Origin of the sequence: Streptomyces sp. NBC_01241, assembly GCF_041435435.1 — a bacterium.
Taxonomy (GTDB): Bacteria; Actinomycetota; Actinomycetes; order Streptomycetales; family Streptomycetaceae; genus Streptomyces.
The window spans coordinates 1,447,986-1,464,858 of sequence record NZ_CP108494.1 but is presented as its reverse complement, the minus strand read 5'-3'; the positions used below and the strand labels follow the sequence as shown (position 1 = coordinate 1,464,858).

The 16,873-nt window shown below is 71.6% G+C and carries 14 protein-coding genes and 1 pseudogene; 13 read left to right on the top strand and 2 right to left on the bottom strand.

Features of this window, described 5'->3' with window-relative positions:
• The first annotated feature begins 40 nt into the window (after nucleotides 1–40).
• From OG306_RS06100 to OG306_RS06065, 8 genes are all read left to right on the top strand, one after another.
• A complete protein-coding gene (locus tag OG306_RS06100) occupies nucleotides 41–1,150 on the top strand; it encodes a quinone-dependent dihydroorotate dehydrogenase (RefSeq protein WP_266745086.1) in 1,110 nt (369 codons plus the stop codon).
• Nucleotides 1,147–1,986, top strand: coding sequence for an orotidine-5'-phosphate decarboxylase (pyrF, locus tag OG306_RS06095; protein WP_266745085.1), 840 nt, complete (start codon nucleotides 1,147–1,149; stop codon nucleotides 1,984–1,986). The genes OG306_RS06100 and pyrF overlap by 4 nt, the downstream gene beginning before the upstream one ends.
• Before the next feature lie 244 nt (nucleotides 1,987–2,230).
• Complete coding sequence (locus OG306_RS06090) at nucleotides 2,231–2,554, top strand: integration host factor (RefSeq protein WP_014157387.1); 324 nt, start codon at nucleotides 2,231–2,233, stop codon at nucleotides 2,552–2,554.
• Nucleotides 2,555–2,592: 38 nt separating this feature from the next.
• Nucleotides 2,593–3,204: a guanylate kinase gene (gmk, locus tag OG306_RS06085; protein ID WP_266745084.1), complete on the top strand. Its 612-nt coding sequence runs from the start codon at nucleotides 2,593–2,595 to the stop codon at nucleotides 3,202–3,204.
• Between the two features lie 119 nt (nucleotides 3,205–3,323).
• Nucleotides 3,324–3,596 carry a DNA-directed RNA polymerase subunit omega gene (rpoZ, locus tag OG306_RS06080; protein ID WP_003970369.1) on the top strand — a complete coding sequence of 91 codons (273 nt, stop codon included), beginning with the start codon at nucleotides 3,324–3,326 and terminating at the stop codon, nucleotides 3,594–3,596.
• Between the two features lie 172 nt (nucleotides 3,597–3,768).
• The gene (coaBC, locus tag OG306_RS06075; protein ID WP_266745083.1) at nucleotides 3,769–4,971 is read left to right on the top strand and encodes a bifunctional phosphopantothenoylcysteine decarboxylase/phosphopantothenate--cysteine ligase CoaBC; all 1,203 of its coding nucleotides are present in this window, start codon (nucleotides 3,769–3,771) and stop codon (nucleotides 4,969–4,971) included.
• A gap of 243 nt (nucleotides 4,972–5,214) precedes the next feature.
• Nucleotides 5,215–6,423: a methionine adenosyltransferase gene (gene metK, locus OG306_RS06070; RefSeq protein ID WP_266907178.1), complete on the top strand. Its 1,209-nt coding sequence runs from the start codon at nucleotides 5,215–5,217 to the stop codon at nucleotides 6,421–6,423.
• Between the two features lie 173 nt (nucleotides 6,424–6,596).
• On the top strand, nucleotides 6,597–8,741 hold the full coding sequence (locus tag OG306_RS06065) for a primosomal protein N' (protein ID WP_266907180.1): 2,145 nt from the start codon (nucleotides 6,597–6,599) through the stop codon (nucleotides 8,739–8,741).
• A 76-nt stretch (nucleotides 8,742–8,817) separates the two neighbouring features.
• Here OG306_RS06065 and OG306_RS06060 read toward each other — a convergent pair whose 3' ends face one another.
• Nucleotides 8,818–9,369, bottom strand: a complete 552-nt coding sequence (locus OG306_RS06060) for a hypothetical protein (protein WP_266745080.1) — start codon at nucleotides 9,367–9,369, stop codon at nucleotides 8,818–8,820.
• A 229-nt stretch (nucleotides 9,370–9,598) separates the two neighbouring features.
• Between OG306_RS06060 and fmt the strand changes: the two genes are divergently transcribed.
• The 4 genes from fmt to OG306_RS06040 all read left to right on the top strand — a co-directional run bounded on the left by fmt (nucleotide 9,599) and on the right by OG306_RS06040 (nucleotide 14,266).
• On the top strand, nucleotides 9,599–10,531 hold the full coding sequence (fmt, locus tag OG306_RS06055) for a methionyl-tRNA formyltransferase (RefSeq protein WP_266745079.1): 933 nt from the start codon (nucleotides 9,599–9,601) through the stop codon (nucleotides 10,529–10,531).
• Nucleotides 10,532–10,834: 303 nt separating this feature from the next.
• Nucleotides 10,835–12,268 carry an RsmB/NOP family class I SAM-dependent RNA methyltransferase gene (locus OG306_RS06050; RefSeq protein ID WP_266907182.1) on the top strand — a complete coding sequence of 478 codons (1,434 nt, stop codon included), beginning with the start codon at nucleotides 10,835–10,837 and terminating at the stop codon, nucleotides 12,266–12,268.
• Between the two features lie 133 nt (nucleotides 12,269–12,401).
• Complete coding sequence (gene rpe, locus OG306_RS06045) at nucleotides 12,402–13,085, top strand: ribulose-phosphate 3-epimerase (RefSeq protein WP_266745077.1); 684 nt, start codon at nucleotides 12,402–12,404, stop codon at nucleotides 13,083–13,085.
• Between the two features lie 164 nt (nucleotides 13,086–13,249).
• A complete protein-coding gene (locus OG306_RS06040) occupies nucleotides 13,250–14,266 on the top strand; it encodes a sugar-binding transcriptional regulator (RefSeq protein ID WP_266752094.1) in 1,017 nt (338 codons plus the stop codon).
• 190 nt (nucleotides 14,267–14,456) lie between these two features.
• Here OG306_RS06040 and OG306_RS06035 read toward each other — a convergent pair.
• Nucleotides 14,457–15,055 (bottom strand): annotated as a pseudogene (locus OG306_RS06035) (terpene synthase family protein).
• A 320-nt stretch (nucleotides 15,056–15,375) separates the two neighbouring features.
• On the opposite strand from OG306_RS06035, the gene OG306_RS06030 reads away from it, so the two are divergent.
• Nucleotides 15,376–16,842 (top strand): GuaB1 family IMP dehydrogenase-related protein, encoded by a 1,467-nt coding sequence (locus tag OG306_RS06030; protein ID WP_266907184.1) that lies wholly within the window; start codon nucleotides 15,376–15,378, stop codon nucleotides 16,840–16,842.
• Nucleotides 16,843–16,873 lie beyond the last annotated feature (31 nt).

The following is a 16,873-nucleotide window of genomic DNA, read 5'->3' as shown; positions in this document are numbered from 1 at the left end:
ACGGTGTCCCCCTCTCCGTGAGGACACCGAGGACACCCCGATGTACAAATTCTTCTTCCAGCTGGTCTTCAAGCGGATGGACCCGGAGCAGGCGCACCACCTGGCCTTCGGCTGGATCCGCCTCGCGGCCCGCATCCCCGTGCTGCGCACCTTCGTCGCCGCCGTGCTCGCCCCCCGCCACAAGGAGCTGCGCACCGAGGCGCTCGGCCTGCGGATGCACGGCCCCTTCGGCCTCGCCGCGGGATTCGACAAGAACGCCGTCGCGATCGACGGCATGTCGATGCTCGGCTTCGACCACATCGAGATCGGTACGGTCACCGGCGAGCCGCAGCCCGGCAACCCCAAGAAGCGCCTCTTCCGTCTCGTCGCGGACCGCGCGCTGATCAACCGCATGGGCTTCAACAACGAGGGCTCGGCCGCCGTGGCCGAGCGGCTGGCCGCCCGCAGGCCGGTCTTCAGTACCACGGTCGGCGTCAACATCGGCAAGACGAAGCTGGTGCCGGAGGCCGAAGCGGTCGGCGACTATGTGAAGTCCACCGAGCGGCTCGCCCGCCACGCCGACTACCTCGTCGTGAACGTCTCCTCGCCCAACACGCCCGGCCTGCGCAACCTCCAGGCCACCGAGGCGCTCCGCCCCCTGCTCAGCGCCGTGCGCGAGGCGGCCGACCGGACCGTCACCGGGCGGCGGGTCCCGCTGCTCGTCAAGATCGCCCCGGACCTCGCGGACGAGGACGTCGACGCGGTCGCCGATCTCGCGGTCGAGCTGGGACTGGACGGCATCATCGCCACGAACACCACCATCGCCAGGGACGGCCTCGGGCTGAAGTCCTCGCCGTCCCTCGTCGCGGAGACCGGCGGTCTCTCCGGCGCGCCCCTCAAGGCACGCTCCCTGGAGGTCCTGGGCCGCCTGTACGCGCGGGTGGGCGACCGGATCACCCTGGTCGGTGTCGGCGGCATCGAGAACGCCGAGGACGCCTGGCAGCGCATCCTCGCCGGCGCCACGCTCGTCCAGGGCTACAGCGCCTTCATCTACGAGGGCCCGTGCTATGCCCGGGCGGTCCACAAGGGCCTGGCCGCACGCCTGGCCGCATCCCCGTACGCCACCCTCGCCGAAGCCGTCGGCGCGGAGACCAGGAAGGCCACCGCATGATCCCGGAACCGTTCGGCGCACGTCTGCGCCACGCCATGGACACCCGCGGGCCGCTCTGCGTCGGCATCGATCCGCATGCCTCGCTCCTCACCGCCTGGGGCCTGAACGACGACGTCACGGGCCTGGAGCGGTTCACCCGTACCGTCGTCGAGGCACTGGCCGACAGGGTCGCCGTGCTCAAGCCGCAGTCCGCGTTCTTCGAGCGCTTCGGCTCGCGCGGCATCGCGGTCCTGGAGAAGGCCGTCGAGGAGGCGCGCGCGGCCGGCGCGCTCGTCCTGATGGACGCCAAGCGCGGCGACATCGGCTCCACCATGGGCGCCTACGCGGCAACCTACCTGGACAAGGACTCGCCGCTGTTCTCCGACGCGGTCACCGTCTCGCCGTACCTCGGCTTCGGCTCGCTGCGCCCGGCGCTCGACGCGGCCGTCCTCTCCGGCTCGGGCGTCTTCGTGCTCGCCCTGACGTCCAACCCCGAAGGGGCGCAGGTGCAGCGCGCCACGGCCGCCGACGGGCGCTCGCTGGCCCAGCTCATGCTCGACCACATGGCCGCCGAGAACGAGGGGGTGACCCCGCTCGGCTCCGTCGGCGCGGTGGTCGGCGCCACGCTCGGGGACGCGGGTGTGAATCTCGCCATCAACGGCCCGCTGCTCGCGCCCGGGATCGGGGCCCAGGGCGCGACGCCCGCCGATCTGCCCGGGGTGTTCGGCGACGCGGTGCGCAATGTGGTGCCCAGTGTGAGCCGCGGCGTGCTGAGCCGGGGACCGGACGTGACGGGGCTGCGTGCGGCGGCGGATCGGCTCACGGACGAGGTCCGGACGGCCGTCGCACGTACATGACCATGCCACGTATCAGGTTGTTGACTGAATCCTGACCAAAAAACTCGGTTGTTATGCACGAAATGTCCTGGTCGGTTGAGGCTGACCAGGACTTTTCGTTGGTTCTCGCTGACTGGGACGGCCTTGGCCGCTAGTCTCCGTCGAGAGCCGACGTACACATGTTGTCCGTCGCTCACCTGGTGTGGAGCGCCCAGCTTCCGCACCGGTCCGTATCCGACAGATCGACATCCGAGGTGACGTAGGCGTGGCTCTTCCGCCCCTTACCCCTGAACAGCGCGCAGCCGCGCTCGAAAAGGCCGCCGCGGCTCGCCGGGAGCGGGCCGAGGTCAAGAATCGACTCAAGCACTCCGGCGCCTCGCTCCACGAGGTCATCAAGCAGGGCCAGGAGAACGACGTCATCGGGAAGATGAAGGTCTCCGCCCTCCTGGAGTCCCTGCCGGGCGTGGGCAAGGTCCGCGCCAAGCAGATCATGGAGCGGCTCGGCATCTCCGAGAGCCGCCGGGTCCGGGGCCTCGGCTCCAACCAGATCGCATCCCTGGAGCGCGAGTTCGGCGGCAGCGCCGCCTGAGGTTCTCAGGCACTCCTGAGAACCTGGATAATCGCTCCATGGCTGCAACATCCCGGGGGACGTCCCCCGCACCCCCGGACGTACGTCCGCGGCTGACCGTGCTCTCCGGCCCCTCGGGGGTCGGCAAGAGCACGGTCGTCGCCCATATGCGCAAGGCCCACCCCGAGGTTTGGCTCTCGGTCTCGGCGACGACCCGCAAGCCGCGCCCCGGCGAGCGCAACGGTGTCCACTACTTCTTCGTGGACAACGACGAGTTCGACAAGCTGATCGCCAACGGCGAGCTGCTGGAGTGGGCCGAGTTCGCGGGCAACCGGTACGGCACGCCCCGACGCGCCGTGCTGGAGCGCCTGGAAGCGGGCGAGCCGGTGCTGCTGGAGATCGACCTCCAGGGTGCCCGGCTGGTCCGGCAGTCGATGTCGGACGCCCGGCTCGTCTTCCTGGCACCGCCGAGCTGGGAGGAGCTGGTCCGACGGCTCACCGGCCGCGGGACCGAGTCCGCCGAGGTGATCGAGCGCCGGCTCGCCGCTGCCAGGATCGAACTGGCCGCCGAATCCGAGTTCGATACGACGCTGGTCAACACCTCCGTCGAGGACGTGGCCCGTGAGCTGCTAGCCTTGATGCTGGAGGCTTCCGGCCACCGTGTCGACTAACGACTGACGGTCGGCACACGCGCATCACGGAACCACACGCATCACGGAACCAACGCGCATCACGGAACTCCGCACTGTCAAAGATTTCTTTGATCTTTACCCCCTTCGGAAGGCAGAGAGTGTCCTCTTCCATCACCACGCCCGAGGGCATCATCAACCCGCCGATTGATGAGCTCCTAGAGGCCACCGACTCGAAGTACAGCCTTGTGATCTACGCCGCCAAGCGCGCGCGCCAGATCAACGCGTACTACTCGCAGCTCGGCGAGGGTCTCCTGGAGTACGTCGGTCCGCTCGTCGACACCCACGTGCACGAGAAGCCGCTCTCGATCGCGCTCCGCGAGATCAACGCGGGCCTGCTCACCTCCGAGGCCATCGAGGGCCCCGCGCAGTAAGCAGGGTTTGCACCTTCACCACAGGCCCGGCGGCCACGGCCGCCGGGCCTGTGGCGTGTCCGGGGCCTGCGTGGCGTGTCCGGGACTTCGCGGCGTGTCCGGGGCGGCAGCCTCGGACCGGTCGCGGTGAGGCAGCATGGGGGGTGTTCGTATCCGAGTGCGGGGAGACGCAGTGGACAAGCCGAAGGTCGTTCTTGGGGTCAGCGGGGGCATCGCCGCGTACAAGGCGTGCGAGCTGCTGCGCCGGCTGACGGAGTCCGGTCACGATGTGCGCGTCGTCCCGACCGGGTCGGCGCTGCACTTCGTGGGGGCGGCCACCTGGTCGGCGCTCTCCGGCCACCCGGTCTCCACGGAGGTCTGGAACGACGTCCACGAGGTGCCGCACGTCAGGGTCGGCCAGGGTGCCGACCTCGTCGTCATCGCCCCCGCCACCGCCGACCTGCTCGCCAAGGCCGCCCACGGCCTCGCCGACGACCTCCTCACCAACACGCTCCTCACCGCCCGCTGTCCGGTCGTCTTCGCGCCCGCCATGCACACCGAGATGTGGGAGCACCCCGCCACCCAGGAGAACGTCGCCACGCTGCGCCGCCGCGGCGCCGTCGTCATCGAGCCCGCCGTCGGCAGGCTCACCGGCGTCGACACCGGCAAGGGCCGGCTCCCGGACCCCGGGGAGATCTTCGAGGTCTGCCGCCGGGTGCTGGCCCGCGGAACCGTCGAAGCCGACCTGGCCGGCCGCCACGTCGTGATCAGCGCGGGCGGTACGCGGGAGCCGCTCGACCCGGTGCGCTACCTCGGCAACCGTTCCTCCGGCAAGCAGGGCTATGCCCTGGCCCGTACCGCGGTCGCCCGCGGCGCCCGGGTCACCCTCGTCGAGGCCAACACCGGCCTTCCCGACCCGGCCGGCGCCGACGTACTGCACGCCGGGACCGCCATACAGCTGCGCGAGGCGGTGCTGAAGGCTGCGGCGGACGCGGATGTGGTCGTGATGGCGGCGGCGGTCGCCGACTTCCGCCCCGCGGAGTACGCGACGGGAAAGATCAAGAAGAAGGACGGCCAGGAGCCCGCGGCCGTCAAACTGGTCCGCAATCCGGACATCCTCGCCGAGGTCGCCGGTGAACGCGCCCGCCCGGACCAGATCGTCGTCGGTTTCGCCGCCGAGACCGACGACGTCCTCGCCAACGGCCGTGAGAAACTCCGCCGCAAGGGCTGCGATCTGCTCGTCGTCAATGAGGTGGGGGAACACCGGACCTTCGGCTCCGAGGAGAACGAAGCGGTGGTCCTCGCAGCCGACGGCGGTGAGACTCCGGTGCCCCACGGCCCCAAGGAAGCGCTGGCCGACACGGTCTGGGATCTCGTGTCGTCGCGGCTCGGATGAATGTCCCTTCTCCCGTCTTCGTGCAGGCCGAAACCCTTGAAATATGGGCGTAAACGGCTTTCTCGGCAGCTGATTTCCCCACCGTCACGGGACGTGCCACAGGTCACAGAACTACCAAAGGGCGAGACACGTTGTCCGCCGAACGGAAGTGACCGATAAACTGGCCTGCGGACCGTGTCGGGCGCAGCTCCCGGCCGTCCGCCAAATGATCAGCCAGCAGCCGCTGCAACCCCAGGGAGCGATGTGTCCCGCCGTCTCTTCACCTCGGAGTCAGTCACCGAGGGTCACCCCGACAAGATCGCTGACCAGATCAGCGACACCATTCTCGACGCACTGCTCCGTGAGGACCCCCGGTCCCGCGTCGCCGTCGAGACGTTGATCACCACCGGTCTGGTGCATGTTGCGGGTGAGGTCACGACCAAGGCCTACGCCGACATTCCGACCCTCGTTCGCAACAAGGTTCTCGAAATCGGCTACGACTCCTCCAAGAAGGGCTTCGACGGCGCTTCCTGCGGTGTCTCGGTGTCCATCGGCGCGCAGTCGCCCGACATCGCGCAGGGTGTCGACACCGCGTACGAGAAGCGGGTCGAGGGCGATGAGGACGAGCTCGACAAGCAGGGTGCCGGCGACCAGGGCCTGATGTTCGGCTACGCCTGCGACGAGACGCCCGAGCTCATGCCGCTCCCGATCCACCTCGCGCACCGGCTCTCGCGACGGCTCTCCGAGGTCCGCAAGAACGGGACCATCCCGTACCTGCGTCCGGACGGCAAGACGCAGGTCACCATCGAGTACGACGGCGACAAGGCCGTCCGTCTCGACACGGTCGTCGTCTCCTCGCAGCACGCCAGCGACATCGACCTCGACTCGCTGCTCGCGCCGGACATCCGCGAGTTCGTCGTCGAGCACGTGCTCGGGCAGCTGATCGAGGACGGCATCAAGCTGGACACCGACGGCTACCGGCTGCTGGTCAACCCGACCGGTCGCTTCGAGATCGGCGGCCCGATGGGCGACGCCGGTCTGACCGGCCGCAAGATCATTATCGACACCTACGGCGGCATGGCCCGGCACGGCGGTGGCGCCTTCTCGGGCAAGGACCCGTCGAAGGTCGACCGCTCCGCCGCGTACGCCATGCGCTGGGTCGCCAAGAACGTCGTCGCCGCGGGCCTCGCCGCCCGTTGCGAGGTACAGGTCGCCTACGCGATCGGCAAGGCCGAGCCCGTCGGTCTGTTCGTCGAGACGTTCGGCACCGCCGCGGTCGAGACCGAGAAGATCGAGCATGCCATCGCGGAGGTCTTCGACCTCCGCCCGGCCGCGATCATCCGCGACCTCGACCTGCTGCGCCCGATCTACGCCCAGACCGCGGCGTACGGCCACTTCGGCCGTGAGCTTCCCGACTTCACCTGGGAGCGCACGGACCGCGTGGACGCGCTGCGTACGGCGGCAGGGCTGTAACGACCTGGGGCGAACGGAGCCCGCTCTCTGTCGCCGGTGAGGTCGTAAGCCTGCCGCTCTCCGTCTGTACGCCGGGCCCGGACGCCGCACGCGGTGTCCGGGCCCGGCGCGTGCGGGTCGCCGGTGCGCTCGCGCCGGGGCCGCTGTCAGTGGTGTCTGGTAGGAATTTGGCTGTGAGCAGCGACAACGAGCGATCCGAGGACCCCGGGACCGGGGCCCCGGAGCAGCTTGCGCTGATTCGGGAGACGGTACGGAAGGCGAAGGTGCCGCGGGCCAAGCCGCGGACCTGGCGCGGCGCCGCGCTCGCCAAGGAGCGGCCCGTCGCCCGGGTGCTGGTCAACAAGGGCGTGCTCCATCTCGACCAGTACTTCGACTACGCCGTCCCCGAGGAGCTCGACGCCGACGCGCAGCCCGGGGTGCGCGTGCGGGTGCGATTCGGGGCCGGGGCGCGCAATGTCCGCGGCGGCCGGCGCGAAGGCGGCGGACTGATCGACGGGTTCCTCGTGGAGCGGCTCACCGAATCGGACTACCCCGGTGCCCTCGCCGCGCTCGCCTACGTCGTATCCCCCGAACCAGTGCTGGGCCCGGAGCTGCTCGGCCTGTCGCGGGCCGTCGCCGACCGCTACGCGGGCAGCCTCGCTGATGTGCTGCAGCTCGCAGTGCCGCCCAGGAACGGACGGGCCGAGGCCAAGCCCTCGCCCGAGCCGCTGCCCCCGCCGCCCGCCCCGACGGCGGGGAGCTGGGAGCGATACGCACAGGGGCCCGCGTTCCTGCGGGCACTGGCCGAGGGCGGTGCGCCCCGGGCCGTCTGGACCGCACTGCCCGGCCCGCACTGGCCCGAGGAGATCGCCAGGGCCATGGCCGCGACCCTCGCCTCCGGGCGCGGCGCACTCGTCGTGGTGCCCGACGGCCGGGCCGCCGGCCGGGTGGATGCCGCGCTCACCGAGCTGCTCGGCCGGGGACGCCACGCCCTGCTGACCGCCGACTCCGGACCGGAGAAGCGGTACCGGGAGTGGCTCGCCGTGCGGCGCGGTTCCGTGCGGGCCGTCGTCGGGACGAGGGCCGCGATGTTCGCCCCGGTCGCCGATCTCGGCCTGGTCGCCGTCTGGGACGACGGGGACTCCAGCCACAGCGACGACAACGCCCCCTTCCCGCACGTCCGGGAGGTGCTCGAACTACGGGCCGCCTACGGCCGGTGCGCGTTCCTGCTCGGCGGTACGAACTGCACCGTGGAGGCCGCCCAGCTGGTGGAGAGCGGCTGGGCGCTTCCGCTGCGCGCGGACCGGGAACAGCTGCGGATCGCGGCGCCCCTGGTGCGTACGGTCGGCGACGGGGAGCTGGCGCGGGACGGGGCCGCGCGGGCGGCCCGGCTGCCCAGCCTGGCCTGGCAGACGGTACGGGACGGGCTGCGCGAAGGCCCCGTCCTGGTCCAGGTGCCGCGCCGCGGATACGCGCCCCGCCTCGCCTGCGAGCGCTGCCGTGAACCCGCTCGTTGCCGGCACTGCGCCGGACCGCTCCAGGCACCGGATCAGCGGGATCTCGACTGTGCCTGGTGCGGACGGGCCGAGACCGCCTGGCACTGCGTCGCCTGCGGCGGGAGCCGGCTGCGGGCCCAGATCGTCGGCGCCCGTCGCACCGCCGAGGAGCTCGGCCGGGCGTTCCCGGCCGTGCCCGTCCGGACGTCGGGCCGCGATCACATTCTGGACTCGGTGCCGGATGTGCCCGCCCTGGTCGTCAGCACCCCGGGCGCCGAACCCGTCGCCGAGGGCGGCTACGCGGCCGCGCTGCTGCTGGACGGGTGGGCGATGGTCGGCCGCCCCGACCTGCGGGCCGGCGAGGAGGCGCTGCGCCGCTGGACGGCCGCGGCGTCGCTGGTGCGCGGGCAGCCGGAGGGCGGCACGGTGGTGATCGTCGCCGAGCCGACCCTGCGACCGGTGCAGGCCCTGGTGCGCTGGGACCCGGTCGGGCACGCCCGCCGCGAGCTGGCGGAGCGGGCCGAGCTCGGCTTTCCGCCGGTCTCCCGGATGGCCTCGGTGACCGGTCCGCCGGAGGCGCTAGCCGCGTTCCTCACGGCCGCCGAACTGCCGCCGGACGCCGAGGTGCTCGGTCCGGTGCCGGTGCCTGGCGCCGAAACCGGCAGGCCCCGCAGGCCCGGGGACGCGCCGCCGGGCGAGTCGTGGGAGCGGGCGCTGCTCAGAGTGCCTCCGGGGAGCGGGGCGGCGCTGGCGGCGGCGTTGAAGGCGGCGCAGGCGGCACGGATGGCCCGGGGGAGCGGTGAGCAGGTCCGGATCCGGATGGATCCGCCGGACATCGGATGACGACGGGACCGGGGCCGCGGACGCGGCTGCCCCGCCGGGCGTGGGGCGCGGCGGGGCAGGAAGCGGGGTGGCGCGGTCAGCCGTTGCGTGGGCCGGGGAACGCGCCCGGGCGCAGATCCTCGCGCAGTGCCGGGCGGTCCGCCGACGGCTGCGGTGGCATGGAGCGTGCGGCGGGCACGGCGGGCATCGGCGGCGTACCCGTCGAGCCGGGTGCCATGGGCAGGGGATGCGTCACCGCGGTCTCCGCCGTGGCCTCGGCCGCCGCTCCCGGCTGGCGGGCGTTGCGGCGAGCGCCGTAGCGGCGGTGCACCGCCTGCTTGGTCACCCCGAGCGCGGAGCCCACCGCGTCCCAGGAGAAGCCCAGCGAGCGGTCGAAGTCCACTGCCGCGGTGACCAGGGTCTCGACGCTGTCGCGCAGCTCCTGGGCCAGCCTGACGGTGGGGGCCGGGGCCCGGCCGTAGACGACGAAGCCCGTGGACGGGCCGGAGCGGCGCGGACGGTAGACGTTGCCCAGTTGGGCGGTGAGCGTGCGCAGCGCGTCCACCTGCCGCCGGACCCGCTCGATGTCCCGCACCAACAGATGCAGGCTGGCCCTCGCTTGGGCGTCGTGGGTTGCGTGGTCGGCCATGAAGAAGCCTCTCGAACCGGCGTTGAAAGGGATCGGGCCGCACCGTGGCGGCTCGCTTCGGTCAATCTCTCTTGACCAACGCATCAGCTGTGGATCTGGTCACGCTGGAGGGGCGCATGCGCATATCGAAGGGGCGCACAGTGATGCGTACGCCCCCCGGGCGTCCGGCCCATAGACTTGTGCGTTGCTCGTCACCGTACGTTTCGGCCTGAGAGGCAGTCAGCCACCCATGAAGCTCGTCTTCGCAGGCACCCCCGAGGTAGCCGTACCCGCCCTGGACGCCCTGATCGCCTCCGGCCGGCACGAGGTGGCCGCCGTCGTCACCCGGCCCGACGCCCCCGCCGGGCGAGGCCGCCGGCTGGTCGCCAGCCCCGTCGCCGAGCGGGCCGAGGAGGCCGGGATCGAGGTGCTCAAGCCGGCCCGCCCGCGCGACGAGGACTTCCTGGCGCGGCTGCGGGAGATCGGCCCGGACTGCTGTCCCGTCGTCGCCTACGGTGCGCTGCTGCCCAGGACCGCGCTCGACGTACCCGCCCGCGGCTGGGTCAACCTCCACTTCTCGCTGCTGCCCGCCTGGCGCGGCGCGGCCCCCGTACAGCACGCGATCATGGCCGGGGACGAGGTGACCGGTGCGTCGACCTTCCTGATCGAGGAGGGGCTCGACTCCGGCCCGGTGTACGGCGTCCTCACCGAAGAAGTGCGGCCCACCGACACCAGCGGCGACCTGCTCACCCGGCTGGCGTTCGCCGGTGCGGGGCTGCTCGTCGCGACCATGGACGGCATCGAGGACGGCACGCTGCACGCCGTACCGCAGCCCGCCGACGGCGTCACCCTCGCACCGAAGATCACCGTCGAGGACGCCCAGGTGCAGTGGTCCGCCCCTGCCCTGCGGGTCGACCGGGTGGTGCGCGGCTGCACACCCGCTCCGGGGGCGTGGACGCAGTTTCGCGGGGAACGGCTGAAGCTGATCCAGGCGGTGCCGGTACTGGACCGGGCCGACCTGGCCCCCGGCGAACTGTCGGCGGCCAAGAACAACGTGTACGTGGGCACCGGATCACATGCCGTCGAACTGCTCTGGGTCCAGCCGCAGGGCAAGAAGCCGATGCGGGCCGCGGACTGGGCCCGCGGGGTGCGCATCGTCCACGGCGAGCTGCTGGGGAGCTAGTACCCCTCCCGGCAAGCTTTGCCCCCTCGCGCCACCCAGCACGCACTCCCCCAAGGCATTGAGGGCCAGGGGGACCCCCTTCCGCGTTGGCCAAAAGCCCTGGTAGCTCCTTCCTCGAGCTCTCAACTCCGTTCGAGCGGGGGAGGCCCCGTCCAGGGCTTCCGGCCGCCTTGCGATCGCACGCACTGGACGACTCCCCTTCCGGGCAAACATTGCCGGTCACGGCACCAGGAGACCCCGGACCGGGGCGGCGACGTAGGCTGGGAGGGTTCGTCCTCTCACCATCAGCGGAGCACCTTTCACGTGAACGACCAGCAGCGTCGCCGTCCCGCCAAGCCGCATCGCCGGCCCAAGAAGGACCCCGTCCGGTTCCTCGCATTCGAGGCGCTCAGGGCCGTCGACGAACGCGATGCGTACGCCAACCTCGTCCTTCCCCCGCTGCTGAAGAAGGCCCGGGCCAAGGGCGACTTCGACAGCCGGGACGCGGCCCTGGCGACCGAGCTGGTCTACGGGACGCTGCGCCGCCAGGGGACGTACGACGCGATCGTCGCCGCCTGCATCGACCGGCCGCTGCGCGAGGTCGATCCGCCGGTCCTCGACGTGCTCGACCTGGGCGTGCACCAGCTGCTCGGCACCCGCATCCCCACCCACGCCGCCGTCTCCGCCAGCGTGGAGCTGGCCCGGGTGGTGCTCGGCGAGGGGCGTGCCAAGTTCGTCAACGCCGTCCTGCGGAAGGTCGCCGCGGACGATCTCGACGGCTGGGTGGCGCGTGTCGCCCCGCCGTACGACGAGGACGCCGAGGACCACCTCGCGATCGTGCACTCGCATCCGCGGTGGATCGTGTCCGCCCTCTGGGACGCGCTGGGCGGCGGCCGCGCCGGGATCGAGGACCTCCTCGAAGCGGACAACGAACGGCCCGAGGTCACGCTCGTCGCCCGCCCCGGCCGCTCCACCACCGAGGAGCTGCTCACCGCCCTCGGTGAGGGGAACGGCCTGCCCGGCCGCTGGTCGCCCCATGCCGTACGGATGGGCGAGGGCGGCGAGCCCGGCGCCCTCGCGGCCGTGCAGGAGAGCCGCGCCGGAGTCCAGGACGAGGGCAGCCAGCTGGTGGCCGCCGCCCTCGCCAACGCGCCGGTGGAGGGCAACGACACCCGCTGGCTCGACGGCTGTGCCGGGCCCGGCGGAAAGGCCGCCCTGCTCGCCGCCCTCGCCGCCGGACGCGGCGCCACCCTGCTCGCTGCCGAGAAGCAGCCGCACCGGGCCCGCCTCGTCGAACGCGCACTGGCCGGCAACCCCGGCCCGTACCAGGTGATCACTGCCGACGGCACCCGCCCGCCGTGGCGGCCCGGCACCTTCGACCGGATCCTGATGGACGTGCCGTGCTCGGGTCTCGGCGCGCTGCGCCGCCGCCCGGAGGCCCGCTGGCGGCGCCGCCCCGAGGATCTGGAGAGCTTCGCACCGCTGCAGCGCGGGCTGCTGCGCGAAGCGTTGAAGGCGGTACGGGTCGGCGGCATCGTCGGTTACGCGACCTGCTCGCCGCATCTCGCGGAGACCCGGGTCGTCGTCGAGGACGTGCTCAAGGGCCGGGGCGGAGAGCCGGTCGACGCGGAGTGGGTCGACGCCCGCCCGCTGATGCCCGGCGTGCCCGCGCTCGGCGACGGCCCCGATGTCCAGCTGTGGCCGCATCTGCACGGCACGGACGCGATGTACCTGGCACTGCTGCGGCGCACCGCCTGACGGGTCCGACGCGGGCGGAAAAGCCCGGATCGCGCGGAGTGGGCGGTCCGGACCGAGCGAACTGTAATGATCCCGTGAGGCTTTGGCCCGCACCGGGGCGGGGAAGTGGCGCCGAGCATGGCAGGCTTGGCACATGGCCCAGATCAACCCCAGCATTCTGTCCGCCGATTTCGCCCGTCTCGCCGAGGAGGCGAAGGCGGTCGAAGGTGCCGACTGGCTCCACGTCGACGTGATGGACAACCACTTCGTGCCCAATCTGACCCTCGGCGTGCCGATCGTGGAATCGCTCAGCCGGGCCACGGACACCCCGCTCGACTGCCATCTGATGATCGAGGACGCGGACCGCTGGGCGCCGCAGTACGTCGAGGCGGGCGCCGGTTCCGTCACCTTCCATGTCGAGGCGGCGGCGGCCCCCGTACGGCTGGCGCGGGAGATCCGGGCCAAGGGCGCCCGCGCCTCCATGGCGCTCAAGCCCGCGACGCCCATCGAGCCGTACGAGGACCTGCTCCCCGAGCTCGACATGCTGCTGATCATGACGGTGGAGCCGGGCTTCGGCGGCCAGTCGTTCCTGGACATCATGCTGCCGAAGATCCGCCGCACCCGTGAGCTGATCTCCAAGCACGGCCTCGAACTCTGGCTCCAGGTCGACGGCGGCGTCTCCGCGTCCACCATCGAGCGGTGCGCCGAGGCCGGTGCGGACGTGTTCGTCGCGGGTTCGGCGGTGTACGGGGCCGAGGACCCGGCCGAAGCGGTGCGCGCACTGAGGACCCGGGCCGACGCGGCCACCGCGTCGGCGGCCTGGGCATGCGGCCACTGAGGCCGGGAGCGGAGCCGGCAGCCGCTCCGGCCCCCGATTGCGGGTCGGCCCGGCCAAGGGCAGATGAACGTGGTCCGACGGGACCGATCAAGGATCGCCGGATCTGACAGGATGAACGGCGTATCGAGAGTGTGAACAGCAGTGAGGAGAGCGCGGTGTCTGCAATGTCGGCGGGCCGGTCCGCCCTGCGGATGGGGCCCGCGGAGCTGGTGCAGGCGGCGGCCATGGCCCGCCGCTTCTACCTCGAAGGAAAGTCGAAGATCCAGATCGCCGAGGAGTTCGGCGTCAGCCGCTTCAAGGTGGCCCGGGTCCTGGAGACGGCACTGGAACGCGATCTGGTGAGGATCGAGATCCGGGTCCCCGCCGAGCTGGACGCCGAGCGCTCCGACGCGCTCCGGGCCCGCTACGGGCTGCGTCACGCGGTCGTCGTCGAATCCCCCGCGGAGGAGCAGGACGACGCACCCGACCCGGAGAACCTGGGGGAGGTCGCGGCCGATCTCCTCGGCGAACTGGTGAACGAGGGCGATGTGCTCGGCCTGGCCTGGGGCCGCTCCACGATCCACATGGCGGCGGCCCTCGACCGGCTGCCGCCGTGCACGGTCGTGCAGCTCACCGGGGTGTACGACGCGGGGACGGCCGAGCGCGGCTCGGTCGAGGCGGTCCGCCGGGCCGCCCAGGTGGCCGGCGGTGAGGCCCACCCCATCTACGCCCCGATGCTGCTGCCCGACCCGGCCACGGCCGCCGCGCTGCGCCACCAGACCGGTATCGCCCGCGCCTTCGAGTACTTCGACAAGGTGACGGTCGCCGCGGTGTCCATCGGCTCCTGGGAGCCGGGCATCTCCACCGTCCACGACATGCTGTCGGACGAGGAGCGTGCGCACTACGCGTCGCTCGGCGTCGCCGCCGAGATGTCCGCGCACCTCTTCGACACGGAGGGACGGCGGGTCGGCCGGGACCTGGGGGAGCGGTGCATCACGGTCGAGGCGGACCGGCTGCGCCGGATCCCCGAAGTGGTGGCGATCGCGGGCGGCCAGCGCAAGGCCGCAGCGATCGGGGCCGTGCTGCGGTCCGGTCTGGTCACCAGCCTGGTGACGGACACGGCGGCGGCGGACTACCTGCTGACCGAGTCGGCGGCGCCGCGGCGGCCGGCGCTGGAGCGGGCGGATCCGGACGGGGTCTGAGCGGGTGCGGGCGGCGGACGGCGGTGACTGGTACCGGGGCCGCCCGGTGGCTGTTTCGCCCCCGGACGCCGGATGCCGGACGCCGGACGGGGGCGCAGGTCCCCGGACACGGCCGAGCCGTGCGGATGACGGCGAGTGAACCGCCCGGACAGCGGGGTGTGCTGCCCGGGAGTTGTCCGGCCCGGCGGTTTCAGTTCTGGGCCACGCCCAGGACCGTGGCCTCCAGATACTGCTCCGGCTCCTCGTACTGGCTCACATCGGCCGGGTTGTAGCAGGGGGTCTGCCGGGACCAGGCCGCGCATCCAGCTCCGCATCCCGTCCAGGTACGGCGTGAGCATCCAGGACAGCTGCGGGGACGCGGCAGAACCGGGCACGCCAGTGTGGGGCTGCGGTCGGCGTCGTCCGTTCCCACAGATCGACCAGGGCGACCACGGCGGCGGGGAGCTCCTCGTCCGGTACGCCGCCCGTACCGTTGCCCTCGATCACGGAGCGCATCACCGCGACCACGTCCCGCACCCGCTCCGGGCTGCGGCCGAGATGGCCGTCGTCGAGCTGGTCGTCGACGAGAAACAGCCACACGAACCAGTCGGCGACGAGTTCGAGATTCTTGCCGTCGGCGGTCGGATACACCATGCCGACGAACGCTCCGAAGTCCGCCTGCTCGAAGCGTTCCCTGGCTGAATCCCGGTGCACCAGACCGGTGTTGCGGATCCAGGCGTCGAGATGGAGTCTGGTGTCCCCGACGTGAGGATTCGTCTGCTGGGGGAACGGACAGTAAATGTCCGGCAGTTGACTCTCCGCGGGTGGGGCGTGATCCTCTCCGGTCGTATGGGTGACGGAAGTTGTGACCCTTCTGCATGTTCCTCCGGGGCGACGTGGCGACCCGCGGGACCTGCGGGGTGCGAAGCTGCCCGACCCCTTGTCACCAAATCCAGGGAAGGTGATCGCGAATGATTCGGACGTGGCTCGGGTAGGGTTCGCCGGTAAGGCAGGTTCCACTTGCCCGGGACTCCCGCCCGGTTCCTTTGGGGGAACATACGAACGCGGGGGACGTTTGCTGTGTCTTCGTGGAGGCGACCTGCTCCATTTCGTGTGAAAAAATGAGTGTTATGCGTTTTCTTGAGCCCGGCACCGGTCGCTACACAGACTCCCCCTCGGTCCCGTACGACCTCACGTACGACGATGTCTTCATGGTCCCGGGCCGTTCGGCGGTCGGATCCCGCCAGGGTGTCGATCTCTCCTCACCCGACGGCACCGGCACCACCATCCCCCTCGTCGTGGCGAACATGACGGCCATCGCGGGCCGCCGGATGGCCGAAACGGTCGCCCGCCGCGGCGGGCTCGTCGTCATCCCGCAGGACATCCCGATCGAGGTTGTCGCCGACGTCGTCTCCTGGGTGAAAACGCGCCATCTGGTGCTCGACACGCCGATCGTGCTGGCCCCCGGCCAGACGGTCGCCGACGCCCTGTCCCTGCTGCCCAAGCGCGCGCACGGCGCCGGCGTCGTCGTCGACGCGGAGCAGCGGCCCGTCGGTGTCGTCACCGATCACGACCTGACCGGTGTCGACCGCTTCACCCAGCTCTCCGAGATCATGTCCAGGGACCTGGTGGTGCTCGACGCGGACATCGACCCGCGCGACGCGTTCAACAAGCTCGACGGCGCCCACCGCAAGCTCGCCCCCGCGGTCGACGCGGACGGCCGGCTCGTCGGCATCCTCACCCGGAAGGCCGCGCTGCGGGCCACTCTGTACACCCCGGCCACCGACGCCGGCGGCAAGCTGCGGATCGCCGCCGCCGTCGGGATCAACGGCGATGTCGCGGGCAAGGCCAAGCAGCTCCTCGACGCGGGCATCGACGCGCTCGTCGTGGACACCGCCCACGGCCACCAGGAGTCCATGATCAACGCGGTCCGGGCCGTTCGCGGGCTCGACCCGCAGGTGCCCGTCGTCGCGGGCAACATCGTCGCCGCCGAGGGAGTGCGCGACCTCGTCGAGGCCGGCGCGGACATCATCAAGGTCGGTGTCGGACCGGGCGCCATGTGCACCACCCGGATGATGACGGGCGTAGGACGGCCGCAGTTCTCCGCCGTCCTGGAGTGCGCCGCCGAGGCGAAGAAGTACGGCAAGCACGTCTGGGCCGACGGTGGTGTCCGCCACCCGCGCGATGTCGCGATGGCGCTCGCCGCGGGTGCGTCCAACGTGATGATCGGCTCCTGGTTCGCCGGTACGTACGAGTCGCCCGGCGACCTCCAGCAGTCCGCCGACGGCCGCTTCTACAAGGAGTCCTTCGGTATGGCGTCCGCCCGCGCCGTGAAGAACCGTACGTCGGACGAGTCGGCGTACGACCGGGCCCGCAAGGCGCTCTTCGAGGAGGGCATCTCCACCTCGCGGATGTTCCTCGACCCGGCCCGGCCCGGCGTCGAGGACCTGATCGACTCGATCATCGCGGGCGTCCGCTCCTCCTGCACCTACGCCGGTGCGGCTTCTCTGGAGGAGTTCGCCGAGAAGGCGGTCGTTGGGGTGCAGAGCGCCGCCGGTTACGCCGAGGGCAAGCCGCTGCACGCCAGCTGGAGTTGATCCCGCAGTCCCGCAACACCGTTGCCCCTCA